At 71.6% G+C, this 12,776-nt stretch carries 13 protein-coding genes; 10 read left to right on the top strand and 3 right to left on the bottom strand.

The genetic code is table 11. The features are described 5' to 3' along the window. The first annotated feature begins 14 nt into the window (after nucleotides 1–14). From ACPXCS_RS09140 to ACPXCS_RS09105, 8 genes are all read left to right on the top strand, one after another. On the top strand, nucleotides 15–599 hold the full coding sequence (locus ACPXCS_RS09140; protein ID WP_425944861.1) for a PaaI family thioesterase: 585 nt from the start codon (nucleotides 15–17) through the stop codon (nucleotides 597–599). Continuing rightward, nucleotides 596–1,147 (top strand): dUTP diphosphatase, encoded by a 552-nt coding sequence (dut, locus tag ACPXCS_RS09135; protein ID WP_425944860.1) that lies wholly within the window; start codon nucleotides 596–598, stop codon nucleotides 1,145–1,147. Before ACPXCS_RS09140 ends, dut begins: the two co-directional genes overlap by 4 nt. 1 nt (nucleotide 1,148) lies before the next feature. Further along, a complete protein-coding gene (locus ACPXCS_RS09130; RefSeq protein WP_425944859.1) occupies nucleotides 1,149–1,901 on the top strand; it encodes a DUF3710 domain-containing protein in 753 nt (250 codons plus the stop codon). A 158-nt stretch (nucleotides 1,902–2,059) separates the two neighbouring features. Beyond that, the gene (locus tag ACPXCS_RS09125; protein ID WP_425944858.1) at nucleotides 2,060–3,235 is read left to right on the top strand and encodes an alginate lyase family protein; all 1,176 of its coding nucleotides are present in this window, start codon (nucleotides 2,060–2,062) and stop codon (nucleotides 3,233–3,235) included. Nucleotides 3,236–3,369: 134 nt separating this feature from the next. Further along, nucleotides 3,370–5,922 (top strand): ATP-binding protein, encoded by a 2,553-nt coding sequence (locus ACPXCS_RS09120; RefSeq protein ID WP_425944857.1) that lies wholly within the window; start codon nucleotides 3,370–3,372, stop codon nucleotides 5,920–5,922. Further along, complete coding sequence (locus ACPXCS_RS09115) at nucleotides 5,919–6,599, top strand: response regulator (RefSeq protein WP_425944856.1); 681 nt, start codon at nucleotides 5,919–5,921, stop codon at nucleotides 6,597–6,599. The genes ACPXCS_RS09120 and ACPXCS_RS09115 overlap by 4 nt, the downstream gene beginning before the upstream one ends. Nucleotides 6,600–6,670: 71 nt before the next feature. Then, nucleotides 6,671–7,069, top strand: coding sequence for an OB-fold nucleic acid binding domain-containing protein (locus ACPXCS_RS09110; RefSeq protein ID WP_425944855.1), 399 nt, complete (start codon nucleotides 6,671–6,673; stop codon nucleotides 7,067–7,069). A gap of 3 nt (nucleotides 7,070–7,072) precedes the next feature. Then, on the top strand, nucleotides 7,073–7,804 hold the full coding sequence (locus tag ACPXCS_RS09105; protein ID WP_309094476.1) for a DUF3159 domain-containing protein: 732 nt from the start codon (nucleotides 7,073–7,075) through the stop codon (nucleotides 7,802–7,804). 97 nt (nucleotides 7,805–7,901) lie between these two features. On the opposite strand, the gene ACPXCS_RS09100 is transcribed toward ACPXCS_RS09105, so the two are convergent. Together ACPXCS_RS09100 and ACPXCS_RS09095 are read right to left on the bottom strand one after the other, a co-directional pair. Next, nucleotides 7,902–8,579 (bottom strand): potassium channel family protein, encoded by a 678-nt coding sequence (locus tag ACPXCS_RS09100; protein WP_184989401.1) that lies wholly within the window; start codon nucleotides 8,577–8,579, stop codon nucleotides 7,902–7,904. Beyond that, a complete protein-coding gene (locus tag ACPXCS_RS09095; protein WP_425970925.1) occupies nucleotides 8,579–9,250 on the bottom strand; it encodes a potassium channel family protein in 672 nt (223 codons plus the stop codon). Before ACPXCS_RS09095 ends, ACPXCS_RS09100 begins: the two co-directional genes overlap by 1 nt. 260 nt (nucleotides 9,251–9,510) lie before the next feature. On the opposite strand from ACPXCS_RS09095, the gene ACPXCS_RS09090 reads away from it, so the two are divergent. Continuing rightward, a complete protein-coding gene (locus ACPXCS_RS09090; protein WP_425944853.1) occupies nucleotides 9,511–10,425 on the top strand; it encodes a PfkB family carbohydrate kinase in 915 nt (304 codons plus the stop codon). Here the strand turns inward: ACPXCS_RS09090 and ACPXCS_RS09085 are convergent. After that, the gene (locus tag ACPXCS_RS09085; RefSeq protein WP_425944981.1) at nucleotides 10,412–10,555 is read right to left on the bottom strand and encodes a hypothetical protein; all 144 of its coding nucleotides are present in this window, start codon (nucleotides 10,553–10,555) and stop codon (nucleotides 10,412–10,414) included. The genes ACPXCS_RS09090 and ACPXCS_RS09085 overlap by 14 nt on opposite strands. Before the next feature lie 134 nt (nucleotides 10,556–10,689). Here ACPXCS_RS09085 and ACPXCS_RS09080 point away from each other — a divergent pair, with 134 nt between their 5' ends. Then, complete coding sequence (locus tag ACPXCS_RS09080) at nucleotides 10,690–12,741, top strand: APC family permease (RefSeq protein ID WP_425944852.1); 2,052 nt, start codon at nucleotides 10,690–10,692, stop codon at nucleotides 12,739–12,741. The last annotated feature ends 35 nt before the right edge of the window (nucleotides 12,742–12,776 follow it).

Here is a 12,776-nt window from a genome sequence, read left to right as displayed (position 1 = left end):
TAAGGTCTGCGCCTGTGAGTGGTACTTCCGCAGCTCTTCAGCCCCCGGCCGACGCCGTGCCGCCCGTACGTCATCCCGATGCCCCGGCACCGGGAGAACTCCTCGGCGCGCACTACGGCCAGTGTTTCGGCTGTGGCGGGGACCAGCCGCACGGGCTGCACCTGGAGGCCCGGGCCGGCGAGGGCGTCTCCCTCACCGCCGAGTTCACCGTGCAGCCCGCCCACCAGGGGGCGCCGGGTCTCGCGCACGGCGGTGTGCTCGCCAGCGCCCTGGACGAGACCCTCGGCTCGCTGAACTGGCTGCTGCGCACGATCGCCGTGACCGGACGGCTGGAGACCGACTTCGTACGGCCGGTGCCGGTCGGCACCACGCTGCACCTGGAGGCGGAGGTGACGGCGGTGGCCGGGCGGAAGATCTACTCGTCCGCGACCGGCCGGGTCGGCGGCCCCGAGGGCCCCGTCGCGGTGCGCGCGGACGCGCTCTTCATCGAGGTGAAGGTCGACCACTTCGTCGACCACGGCCGCAAGGAGGAGATCCAGGCGGCCATGGAGGACCCGGACCAGGTCCGGCGCGCGCGTGCCTTCGAGGTCAACCCGTGAGCCGCCGGCCCGTGGACGTGCTGATCCGGCGCGTCGACCCGGACGTACCGCTCCCGTCGTACGCGCATCCCGGGGACGCCGGAGCCGATCTGCGCACCACCGAGGCGTGCGAACTGGCGCCCGGCGAACGGGCCGTGCTGCCCACGGGGGTGTCTGTGGCGCTGCCCGAGGGGTACGCGGCCTTCGTGCACCCGCGATCCGGCCTGGCCGCGCGCTGCGGCGTCGCCCTGGTGAATGCCCCGGGGACGGTTGATGCCGGGTACCGTGGGGAGATCAAGGTGATCGTGGTGAATCTCGACCCGCGCGAGGCCGTGCGGTTCGAGCGCTTCGACCGGATCGCCCAACTGGTCGTCCAGCAGGTCGAGAGGGTCCGCTTCCAGGAGGTGGCGGAGCTTCCCGGCTCCGTGCGGGCCGAGGGGGGCTTCGGGTCCACCGGAGGCCACGCGGCGGTGGACGGGACGAGCGGCACAAGCGGTCAGGCCGCCCTGGGCGGCCAGGCGGGTGGGAATCGATACGCTTCGGTCGTATCCGACCGGGAAGGACAGTGACGTGTTCGGACGTCGCAAGAAGAGGGATGCCGCCGAGGACGCGGCCGGCGAGGCCGAGCAGGTCGTCGACGGTGTCGACACTGAGGCGGACGAAGAGGGCGGGCGCCTGAGGCTCGAACCGGCGCCGCGCCCCGACGGACCCTGGGACAGCACCGAGGTGCGCGACCCGGCCGAGGGCCGCGTCGACCTGGGAGGCATCTTCGTGCCGGGCGTCGACGGCATGGAGCTCAGGGTCGAGGTCGCGGGCGACGCGATCGTCGCCGCGACGGTCGTGCTGCGCGACAGCGCCATCCAGCTGCAGGCCTTCGCCGCTCCCAAGCGCGAGGGCATCTGGGGCGAGGTGCGCGAGGAGATCGGCACCGGCATCACCCAGCAGGGCGGCATCGTCGACGAGGTCGAGGGTCCGCTGGGCTGGGAGCTGCGGGCCCAGGTCCCCGTCCAGCTGCCGGACGGCACCGGCGGCTTCCAGGTCGTGCGGTTCGTCGGCGTGGACGGCCCCCGCTGGTTCCTGCGCGGGGTCATCTCGGGCCAGGGCGCGGTGCAGCCGCAGGCCGCCGGGCTGCTGGAGCAGATCTTCCGGGACACCGTCGTGGTCCGCGGCGAGGGCCCGATGGCGCCCCGCGACCCGATCGTCCTGAAGCTGCCGAACGACGCCCAGATGGTCCCCGAGGGTGTGCAGCAGGAGGAGGGCTCCCGTTTCGCGGGTGGAATGGGCCAGCTCCAGCGCGGACCGGAGATCACCGAGGTCCGCTGACCCACGAAGTACCGCAGGGCCGCATCCCGGCAGGGGTGCGGCCCTTTCTCGTGCGCGGAACCTTGACGGCGGATTGGTCTGTACCTACCGTCTCCGACCACGCGCCCGTTCATAAAGGCGCTTCACGTTCACATACGAGAACGGAAGGCCCCCCACACATGCGCAGAACCGCTCTCCTCACGGCCGCGGCCGCCCTCGTCGCCGGTGTCCTCGCCTGGCCCGCCGGCGCCGCCCCCAGCGCCCCCACCACCTTCGTGCACCCCGGAGTCACCGTCTCCAAGGGCCAGTTGGACTTCGCCCGGTCCAAGGTCACCGCAGGCGCCCAGCCCTGGAAGGGCGCCTTCGACCAGATGATGGCGAGCAGGTACGCCGACCTGAACCGCACGCCCAAGCCCCGGGCGATCGTCGAGTGCGGCTCGTACTCCAACCCCAACTACGGCTGCACCGACGAACGCGAGGACGCGATCGCCGCGTACACTCACGCCCTGGCCTGGTACTTCACCCGCGACGAACGGCACGCGCGCAAGGCCATCGAGCTGATGGACGCCTGGTCCGCCGTGCTCCGCGACCACACCAACAGCAACGCGCCCCTGCAGACCGGCTGGGCCGGCTCCTCCTGGCCCAAGGCCGCCGAGATCATCAAGTACACGTACACCGGCACCTGGGCCAACTCCGGCCGCTTCGCCACCATGCTCCGCACCGTCTACCTGCCGGAGATCATCAACGGTTCCAACTCCAACGGGAACTGGGAGCTGTCGATGATGGAGGCCGCCGTCGGCATCTCCGTCTTCCTGGAGGACAAGACGTCGTACGACAAGGCCATGGCGAAGTTCCGCACCCGTACGGCCGCCTATGTCTACCTGGAGTCCGACGGCGCGCTGCCGAAGACCGTGCCCAGCCAGAACCTGGACACCCGGGACAAGGTCGTCAAGTACTGGCAGGGGCAGACGACCTTCGTCAACGGGCTCAGCCAGGAGACCTGCCGCGACTTCACGCACACCGGCTACGGCCTCTCGGCCATCTCGCACGTCGCCGAGACCAGCCGGATCCAGGGCCAGGACCTCTACGGCACGGACGTGGGAGAGCGACTGCGGCACGGCCTCGGCTTCCACGCCAGGTACGAGCTCGGCACCGCCGCCCCCGGCTGGCTGTGCGGCGGCTCGCTCAAGCCCGGACTCGGGCCGATCACCGAGGTCGGCCACAACGCCCTCGCCCACCGCCTCGGGCACGCCATGACCAACACCGAGACGCTGACCCTGCGCGGCCGCCCCGCCGGCAGCAACAACCTCTTCGTCGCCTGGGAGACCCTCACCCACGGCGACAACCCCGCCTGAGCCCTCCTCGGCCGGCCGGGCGCGTCAGGGTTCCGTCAAGGACCGGCCCGCGGACGCGCCCGGCACCGGCACGCCGCCCCGGCCGGCCGTAAGGTCGACGCTGCGCAGGCAGCAGACCGGAAGACAATGGGGCCATGGCACGCGGCAAGCTACGGATCTACCTCGGGGCGGCACCGGGCGTCGGCAAGACGTACGCGATGCTGTCCGAGGCGCACCGCCGTGTCGAGCGGGGCACCGACTGCGTGGTCGCCTTCGTCGAGCACCACGACCGGCATCGCACCGAGGTGCTGCTGCACGGTCTGGAGCAGGTGCCGCGCCGGGAGCTGGAGTACCGCGGGAGCGTCTTCCCCGAGATGGACCTCGACGCCGTGCTCGCCCGCCGCCCCCGGGTCGCCCTGGTGGACGAGCTCGCCCACACCAACGTCCCCGGCTCCCGCAACGCCAAGCGCTGGCAGGACGTGGAGGAACTGCTGGCCGCCGGCATCGACGTCGTCTCGACCGTCAACATCCAGCACCTGGAGTCCCTCGGGGACGTCGTCGAGTCGATCACCGGCGTCCGGCAGCAGGAGACCGTGCCGGACGAGGTGGTGCGGCGGGCGGACCAGATCGAGCTGGTCGACATGTCGCCCGAGGCGCTGCGGCGGCGGATGGCACACGGCAACATCTACCGGCCCGACAAGGTCGACGCGGCCCTGTCGAACTACTTCCGCCCCGGCAACCTCACCGCCCTGCGCGAGCTGGCGCTGCTGTGGGTGGCCGACCGGGTCGACGCCTACCTCACCCAGTACCGCAGTGAGCACCGGGTGTCGCGCATCTGGGGCTCGCGCGAGCGGATCGTGGTCGGCCTGACCGGCGGCCCCGAGGGCCGTACGCTCATCCGCCGCGCCGCCCGGCTGGCCGAGAAGGGCGCCGGCGGCGAGGTGCTCGCCGTCTACATAGCGCGCAGTGACGGGCTGACCTCCGCCTCGCCCAAGGAACTGGCCCTCCAGCGGACCCTGGTGGAGGACCTCGGCGGCACCTTCCACCACGTGGTCGGCGACGACATACCGGCCGCGCTGCTCTCCTTCGCCCGCGGCGTGAACGCCACCCAGATCGTGCTGGGCTCCTCCCGCCGCAAGACCTGGCAGTACGTCTTCGGACCCGGAGTCGGCGCCACCGTCGCCCGGGAGTCCGGGCCCGACCTCGACGTGCACATCGTCACCCACGACGAGGTCGCCAAGGGCCGTGGCCTGCCGGTGGCCCGGGGCGCGCGCCTCGGGCGGTCCCGGCGGGTGTGGGGGTGGATCACCGGTGTCGCCGGGCCGCCGCTGCTGACGGTGCTGCTGAGCGCCGTCGACCTCGGCCTCGCCAACGACATGCTGCTGTTCCTGGCGCTCACCGTCGCCGCGGCCCTGCTCGGCGGGCTGCTGCCCGCGCTGACCTCGGCCGCGGTCGGGTCGCTGCTGCTGAACTACTTCTACGCACCGCCCCTGCACCAGTGGACCATCGCCGACCCGAAGAACATCGTCGCCATCGTGATCTTCGTGGCCGTCGGCGCGGCGGTCGCCTCCGTCGTCGACCTCGCCGCCCGCCGCACCCAGCAGGCGGCCCGGCTGCGGGCCGAGTCGGAGATCCTGTCGTTCCTCGCCGGGAACGTGCTGCGCGGGGAGACCGGCCTGGAGGAACTGCTGGAGCGGGTCCGGGAGACCTTCGGCATGGAGTCCGCCGCCCTGCTGGAACGGGCGGGCGACGTCGAGCCCTGGACCTGCGCGGGCCGCGCCGGCCAGGGGCGGCCCGTCGAACGGCCCGACCAGGCGGACGTGGACATGCCGGTCGGGGACCACATGGCCCTCGCGCTGACCGGCCGCGTCCTGCCCGCCGAGGACCGCCGGGTGCTGGCCGCCTTCGCCGCCCAGGCCGCCGTCGTCCTGGACCGGCGCCGGCTGCGCGAGGAGGCCGACCGGGCCCGCGGGCTCGCCGAGGGCAACCGCATCCGTACGGCGCTGCTGGCCGCCGTCAGCCACGACCTGCGCACGCCGCTGGCCGGGATCAAGGCGGCGGTGTCCTCGCTGCGCTCCGAGGACGTCGAGTGGTCCGAGGAGGACCGGGCCGAGCTGCTGGAGGGCATCGAGGAGGGCGCCGACCGGCTCGACCACCTCGTCGGCAACCTGCTCGACATGTCCCGCCTCCAGACCGGCACCGTCACCCCGCTGATCCGCGAGATCGACGTCGACGAGGTGGCGCCGATGGCGCTCGGCGGCGTGCCCGAGGGCAGTGTCGACCTGGACGTGCCGGAGAGCCTGCCCATGGTCGAGGTCGACCCCGGGCTGCTGGAGCGCGCGATGGCGAACCTCGTCGAGAACGCCGTCAAGTACAGTCCGCCCGGGGTGCCCGTGCTGGTCGCGGCGAGCGCGCTCGCCGACCGGGTCGAGGTGCGGGTGGTCGACCGGGGACCGGGCGTCCCGGACACGGCGAAGGAACGTATCTTCGAGCCCTTCCAGCGTTACGGCGACGCCCCGCGCGGCGCCGGGGTGGGACTGGGGCTCGCGGTGGCGCGCGGCTTCGCCGAGGCCATGGGCGGCACCCTGAACGCCGAGGACACCCCCGGCGGCGGGCTCACCATGGTCCTCACCCTCCGCGCGGCGGGCACCCGCCCGGAGCCCCTGTCGGCAGAACCCCTGGCAGAACCGGAAAGGCAGGCCTCATGACCCGCGTCCTGGTGGTCGACGACGAGCCGCAGATCGTGCGCGCCCTCGTGATCAACCTCAAGGCACGCACCTACGAGGTCGACGCGGCCCACGACGGTGCCACGGCCCTCCAGCTCGCCGTGGCCCGCCACCCCGACGTCGTCGTCCTCGACCTCGGGCTGCCCGACATGGACGGCGTCGAGGTGATCAGGGGGCTGCGCGGCTGGACCCGGGTGCCGATCCTGGTGCTGTCCGCGCGGCACTCCTCCGACGAGAAGGTCGAGGCGCTGGACGCGGGCGCCGACGACTACGTCACCAAGCCCTTCGGCATGGACGAGCTGCTGGCGCGGCTGCGGGCCGCCGTGCGCCGGGCCGAGCCCGCCGGCGGTGAGGGCGAGGTGATCGTGGAGACCGGCGAGTTCACCGTCGACCTGGCCGCGAAGAAGGTGCAGCGCGCCGGGAAGGACGTCCGGCTTACCCCCACCGAGTGGCACCTGCTGGAGGTCCTGGTGCGCAACAGCGGCCGCCTGGTCGGGCAGAAGCAGCTGCTGCAGGAGGTGTGGGGGCCCTCGTACGGGACGGAGACCAACTACCTGCGCGTGTACATGGCGCAGCTGCGGCGCAAGCTGGAGGCGGACCCCTCGCATCCGAAGCACTTCATCACCGAGCCCGGGATGGGCTACCGGTTCGAGAAGTGAGCCGTGCCCGCCGGGCGGGGTCCCCGCCCCAGGGCTACGGAGTTGTCGGCACGCCCCGGTACGCTTCAGATATGAGTGGTGTTCCTCGTTCCGAAAAGCCGGCGGGCCGGTTCCGGCGCATGCTCGACCGGCTTTCCTCGTCGCAGGAGGACCTGGAGTCCGAGGAACTGCGGGAGGACACCGAGACCGCCGGCTGCATCCGGATCGGAGACTGCCAGGACCGCCAGATCGTGACGGTTACTGGTACCTTGCGCACGGTCACCCTGCGGCCGCGGGCCGGAGTGCCGGCCCTGGAGGCGGAGCTGTTCGACGGCTCGGCCGCGCTGGACGTGGTGTGGCTCGGCCGGCGCTCCATCGTGGGCATAGAGCCGGGCCGCAAGCTGATCGCATCGGGCCGGATCTCCATGAGCCGGGGCCGCCGGGTGCTGTTCAATCCCAAGTACGAACTGAGACCCCTCGGACGGGAGTAGCCGGTGACGTCGCTCGACAAGCCGACCGAAGAGAATTCTGCGGACGACGCCCGGGCGGTGACCGAGGCCGCCCTGTTCGAGGCGTTCGGCGGCGTGCGGGGCATGGTCGAGACGGTGGTGCCCGGCCTGCTCTTCGTCACCATCTACACGATCAACAAGGACCTGCACCTGTCGGCGATCGCGGCGCTGGCCGTGTCGCTCGTGCTGGTCGTGGTCCGGCTGGTGATGAAGGACACCGTCAAGCACGCCTTCAGCGGTGTCTTCGGTGTGGCCTTCGGTGTCGTCTTCGCGATGATGACCGGCAACGCCAAGGACTTCTACCTGCCCGGCATGCTCTACACGCTGGGCCTCGGACTCGCGTACGTGATCACGGCCGTGTGCGGGGTGCCGCTCATCGGGCTGATCCTCGGCCCGGTCTTCAAGGAGAACCTCTCCTGGCGCACGCGGAACCCTGGACGCAAGAAGGCGTACACGAAGGCCAGTTACGCCTGGGGCGCGATCCTGCTCGCCAAGTGCGCGATCCTCTTCCCGCTGTACTGGTGGGCCGACACGACCCAGCTGGGCTGGGTCCTGGTCGCCCTGAAGATCCCGCCCTTCCTGCTCGCGGTCTGGCTGACCTGGGTCTTCCTGGCGAAGGCGCCCGCGCCGATCGACGTGTTCGCGGAGATGGAGGCGGAGGAGAAGGCCGCCGAGGAGCGGGAACGGCAGGCCGCCGCCCGGTCCGCCGAGCAGTGAGCCCGTCCAGCTGAGGCGAGCGAGCCCGTGGAGCTGAGGCAAGGGGCGTCCCGAGTGGTTCGGGACGCCCCTTCCGCTTGCTCCCCGTGGGGCCCGATCAGCTCGCCGCGCTGTCCCGGCGCACCGACAGCAGGTCCTCCAGCTGCTCCTCGCGGGCCTGCGCGGCCACGAAGAGGAGCTCGTCACCGGCCTCCAGGGAGTCCTCCCGGGAGGGCGTCAGGACGCGGGTGCCCCGGATGATCGTGACCAGGGACGTGTCCTCGGGCCACTCGACGTCGCCCACCTGCGTGCCGGCCAGGGCCGACTCCTCCGGCAGGGTCAGCTCGACGAGGTTGGCGTCGCCGTGGCTGAAGCGGAGCAGGCGGACCAGGTCGCCCACGCTCACCGCCTCCTCGACGAGGGCCGACATCAGGCGCGGCGTGGAGACGGCGACGTCCACGCCCCACGACTCGTTGAACAGCCACTCGTTCTTCGGGTTGTTCACCCGGGCGACGACGCGCGGGACGCCGTACTCCGTCTTGGCCAGCAGGGAGACGACCAGGTTGACCTTGTCGTCGCCCGTCGCGGCGATCACCACGTTGCAGCGCTGGAGCGCGGCCTCGTCCAGGGACGTGATCTCGCACGCGTCGGCCAGCAGCCACTCGGCCTGCGGGACGCGTTCGACCGAGATGGCGGTAGGGGCCTTGTCGATCAGCAGGATCTCGTGGCCGTTCTCCAGCAGTTCGCCCGCGATCGAGCGGCCGACCGCGCCGGCTCCGGCAATGGCGACCCTCATCAGTGACCGCCCTCCTCTTCGGGACCCTTGGCGAACGCCGCCTCGACCTTGTCGACCTCGTCGGTGCGCATCATCACGTGCACCAGGTCGCCCTCCTGCAGGACCGTCTGGGAGGTGGGCAGGACCGCCTCACCGAGCCGGGTCAGGAACGCCACGCGCACGCCCGTCTCCTCCTGGATCCGGCTGATCTTGTGACCGACCCAGGCGGTGGAGGTGTGCACCTCGGCGAGCTGGACACCGCCGGTGGGGTCGCGCCACAGCGGCTCGGCGCCGGAGGGCAGCAGCCGGCGCAGCATCTGGTCGGCCGTCCAGCGGACGGTCGCGACGGTCGGGATGCCCAGGCGCTGGTACACCTCGGCGCGGCGCGGGTCGTAGATGCGCGCCGCGACGTTCTCGATGCCGAACATCTCGCGGGCCACGCGGGCGGCGATGATGTTGGAGTTGTCACCGCTGGAGACGGCGGCGAAGGCACCGGCCTCCTCGATGCCCGCCTCCTTCAGGGTGCCCTGGTCGAAGCCGACCCCGGTGACACGGCGGCCGCCGAAGGAGGACCCCAGGCGGCGGAAGGCGGTGGGGTCCTGGTCGACCACGGCGACGGTGTGGCCCTGCTGCTCCAGGTTCTGGGCCAGGGCGGAGCCGACCCTTCCACAACCCATGATGACAATATGCATCGCGTCACACCGCGCTTCCTGCAGGCCCTCTGACCTTCATGACTGTCGTGCTCATGTCTCTCTTTCGGCTCGCCAGGCAACACGTCGCGGCCGGAGTGCGGACCGCCAGGCAACATCATGCCGGTGGAATCAGGCCATGATGCCCTCCGGGGGCGTGCCGCCGTTCGGCTGCCCGACTCCAACGTATCGGCAAAGACGGGGGCGTTGCCGAGGGCCCTGCCGGGGCCCCGGCGGCGGTCCGGACGGGGGAGGAAACTGCCATGACCACCGAGATCGACGTCCTGGTGCTGGGCGGCGCGGGCGTGGACACGATCGTGCACGTGCCCGAACTGCCCGTGCCGTACGCGGACAGCCACATGATCCGGCCCGGCATCGTCACGCGCGCCGGCCAGAGCGGGGACTTCGTCGCCCTGGCGCTGAGCGCGCTGGGGCTGCGCACCCACCACCTCGACATGCTCGGCGACGACCCCGAGGGCGAACTCGTCCGGGCGCTCCACCGCGACCGGGGCATCCCGCTCACGGCCGTCCCGCAGCCGCTCGGCACCAAACGCGCGGTCAACCTCGTGGACCCCGAGGGCCGGCGGCTGTCCCTGTACGACGCCACCCGCGCGGCCGACACGGACCGGCTGCCCGAGACCACGGTGCGGGAACTGGCCGCCGTCAGCCGGCACGCCCATGTCGTCATCACCCAGCCCTGCGTCCACGCCCTTCCGGTGCTGCGGGCGGCGGGCGTCACGATCTCCACCGACCTGCACGACTGGGACGGCGAGAACCCCTACCACGAGGCCTTCGCCCACCAGGCCGACCTGGTCTTCCTCTCCGGCGCGGCGCTCGCCGACCCGGAGGCCACCCTGCGCCGGATCGCCGAGCGGGGCCGCGCCCGGGCCGTCGTCGCCACCGCCGGGGCGCGGGGGGCGTACCTGCTGGCCGACGGCGCGCTGACCCGCGTACCCGCCGCCGTGCCCCCGGCGCCGGTCGTCGACTCCAACGGCGCGGGCGACGCCTTCGCGGCCGCGTTCCTGCACGCCTGGCTCGCCGGCGAACCGCCCCACCGCTGCGCCCTGCACGGCGCGGTCGCCGGCGCCTACGCCTGCACGGTGCCGTCGACCCGGACGGACAGCATCGGAGGGGAGGAACTGGCGGCCGGGGTGGCCCGGCTGCTCACCGGCGGCTGATGCTGCGCACGCTCGCCAAGGTGAGGATTCCGAGGACGACGAGTGTGGCTGCGGCGCCGATCAGTTCCGCGGACGCGTGCATGAGGCCTCCTGGGGCGATGACGGCCAGGTCGGGGACGGGCTTAGTCATATAGGCATGGAAGCGGCGTGACCTGCGGAATCCGCAGCCGCACGCGCCTCGTGATTCACCCGGAGAGCAGAGGGAACACCGATGAGGGGTGGCGGGTGGGCGAGCCCGCGTTCGAACGCTTACGATCCTCTGTTGTGTCCAAACTGACCGACGTGCCCAAACGGATCCTGATCGGGCGCGCACTGCGCAGCGACCGGCTGGGGGAAACGCTCCTGCCGAAGCGCATCGCACTCCCCGTCTTCGCCTCCGACCCGCTGTCCTCCGTGGCGTACGCGCCCGGCGAGGTGCTGCTCGTCCTGTCGATCGCGGGTGTGACGGCGTACCACTTCAGTCCGTGGATCGCGGTCGCGGTCGTCGTCCTGATGTTCACCGTCGTGGCCTCCTACCGGCAGAACGTGCACGCCTACCCCAGCGGCGGCGGCGACTACGAGGTGGCCAACACCAACCTCGGCCCCAAGGCTGGCCTGACCGTCGCCAGCGCGCTGCTCGTCGACTACGTCCTCACCGTCGCCGTCTCGATCTCCTCCGGCATCGAGAACCTCGGCTCCGCCATCCCCTTCGTCGTCGAGCACAAGGTCGCCTGCGCGATCGCCGTCATCGTGCTGCTGACGCTGATGAACCTGCGCGGAGTGAAGGAATCCGGCTCGCTGTTCGCGATCCCCACCTACGTCTTCGTCGCCGGCGTCTTCACCATGCTGGCCTGGGGCGCCTTCCGCGGACTCGTCCTGGACGACACCATGCGGGCACCCACCGCGGACTACGTCATCAAGCCCGAGCACCAGGGCCTGGCCGGCTTCGCGCTGGTCTTCCTGCTGCTGCGCGCCTTCTCCTCCGGCTGCGCCGCCCTCACCGGCGTCGAGGCGATCTCCAACGGCGTCCCGGCCTTCCGCAAGCCCAAGTCGAAGAACGCCGCCACCACCCTGGCGATGATGGGCCTGCTGGCCGTCACCATGTTCTGCGGCATCATCGCCCTGGCCGCCGCCACCGACGTCCGCATGGCCGAGAACCCGGCCAAGGACCTCGTCCACAACGGCGTCCCGCTCGGCCCGGACTACGTGCAGAACCCGGTGATCTCCCAGGTCGCCGAGGCCGTCTTCGGCAAGGGCAGCTTCCTGTTCATCGTCCTCGCGGCGGCCACCGCACTGGTGCTGTTCCTCGCCGCGAACACCGCCTACAACGGCTTCCCGCTGCTCGGCTCGATCCTCGCCCAGGACCGCTACCTGCCGCGGCAGCTGCACACCCGCGGCGACCGGCTGGCCTTCTCCAACGGCATCGTGCTCCTCGCGGGCGCCGCCGCCCTGCTGGTCGGGATCTACGGGGCCGACTCCACGCGCCTGATCCAGCTCTACATCGTCGGCGTCTTCGTGTCCTTCACGCTCAGCCAGATCGGCATGGTCCGCCACTGGAACCGCCACCTGGCCACCGAGAGGGACCAGGCCAAGCGCCGCCACATGATCCGCTCGCGCGCCATCAACGCCTTCGGCGCGTTCTTCACCGGCCTGGTGCTGGTGGTCGTCCTCGTCACCAAGTTCACGCACGGCGCGTGGGTCGCCCTGCTCGGCATGGTGATCTTCTTCGCGACGATGACGGCCATCCGCAAGCACTACGACCGCGTCGCCGCCGAGATCGCCGCCCCCGAGGGCCCGAGCGACGACAGCGTGCGGCCCTCCCGCGTCCACTCGGTCGTGCTGATCTCCAAGATCCACCGCCCGACGCTGCGTGCCCTGGCCTACGCCAAGCTGATGCGCTCGGACACCCTGGAGGCCCTCAGCGTCAACGTCGACCCGGCGGAGACCAAGGCGCTCCAGGAGGAGTGGAACCGGCGCGGCATCGACGTACCGCTGAAGGTCCTGGACTCGCCCTACCGCGAGATCACGCGGCCGATCATCGAGTACGTCAAGAGCCTGCGCAAGGAGTCGCCGCGCGACGCGGTCTCCGTGATCATCCCCGAGTACGTCGTCGGCCACTGGTACGAGCACCTGCTGCACAACCAGAGCGCCCTGCGGCTGAAGGGCCGGCTGCTGTTCACGCCGGGCATCATGGTGACCTCCGTCCCCTACCAGCTGCAGTCCTCCGAGGCCGCCAAGCGGCGGGCCCGCAGGCAGCAGGAGTGGACCGCGCCGGGATCGGTGCGGCGGGGACCCGCCCAGGTGCGGCCCAGGGAGTCCTCCGACCGCAAGTCGTGAGGCGACGGCTCGTGTGAAACGGCCGGGCGGCAGCC

The organism is Streptomyces sp. DT190 (assembly GCF_049846985.1).
Lineage (GTDB): Bacteria > Actinomycetota > Actinomycetes > Streptomycetales > Streptomycetaceae > Streptomyces.
The sequence above is the reverse complement of the archived record's forward strand: the minus strand, read 5'-3'. Positions and strand labels throughout refer to the sequence as shown.

Bases quoted from the DNA above. Each gene is read 5' to 3' on its own strand.
- ACPXCS_RS09125 (WP_425944858.1), top strand. From the start codon at position 2,060: ATGCGCAGAACCGCTCTCCTCACGGCCGCGGCCGCCCTCGTCGCCGGT.
- ACPXCS_RS09115 (WP_425944856.1), top strand. From the start codon at position 5,919: ATGACCCGCGTCCTGGTGGTCGACGACGAGCCGCAGATCGTGCGCGCC.
- ACPXCS_RS09090 (WP_425944853.1), top strand. From the start codon at position 9,511: ATGACCACCGAGATCGACGTCCTGGTGCTGGGCGGCGCGGGCGTGGAC.
- ACPXCS_RS09085 (WP_425944981.1), bottom strand. From the start codon at position 10,555: ATGACTAAGCCCGTCCCCGACCTGGCCGTCATCGCCCCAGGAGGCCTC.
- ACPXCS_RS09100 (WP_184989401.1), bottom strand. From the start codon at position 8,579: ATGAGGGTCGCCATTGCCGGAGCCGGCGCGGTCGGCCGCTCGATCGCG.
- ACPXCS_RS09095 (WP_425970925.1), bottom strand. From the start codon at position 9,250: ATGCATATTGTCATCATGGGTTGTGGAAGGGTCGGCTCCGCCCTGGCC.
- ACPXCS_RS09120 (WP_425944857.1), top strand. From the start codon at position 3,370: ATGGCACGCGGCAAGCTACGGATCTACCTCGGGGCGGCACCGGGCGTC.
- ACPXCS_RS09110 (WP_425944855.1), top strand. From the start codon at position 6,671: ATGAGTGGTGTTCCTCGTTCCGAAAAGCCGGCGGGCCGGTTCCGGCGC.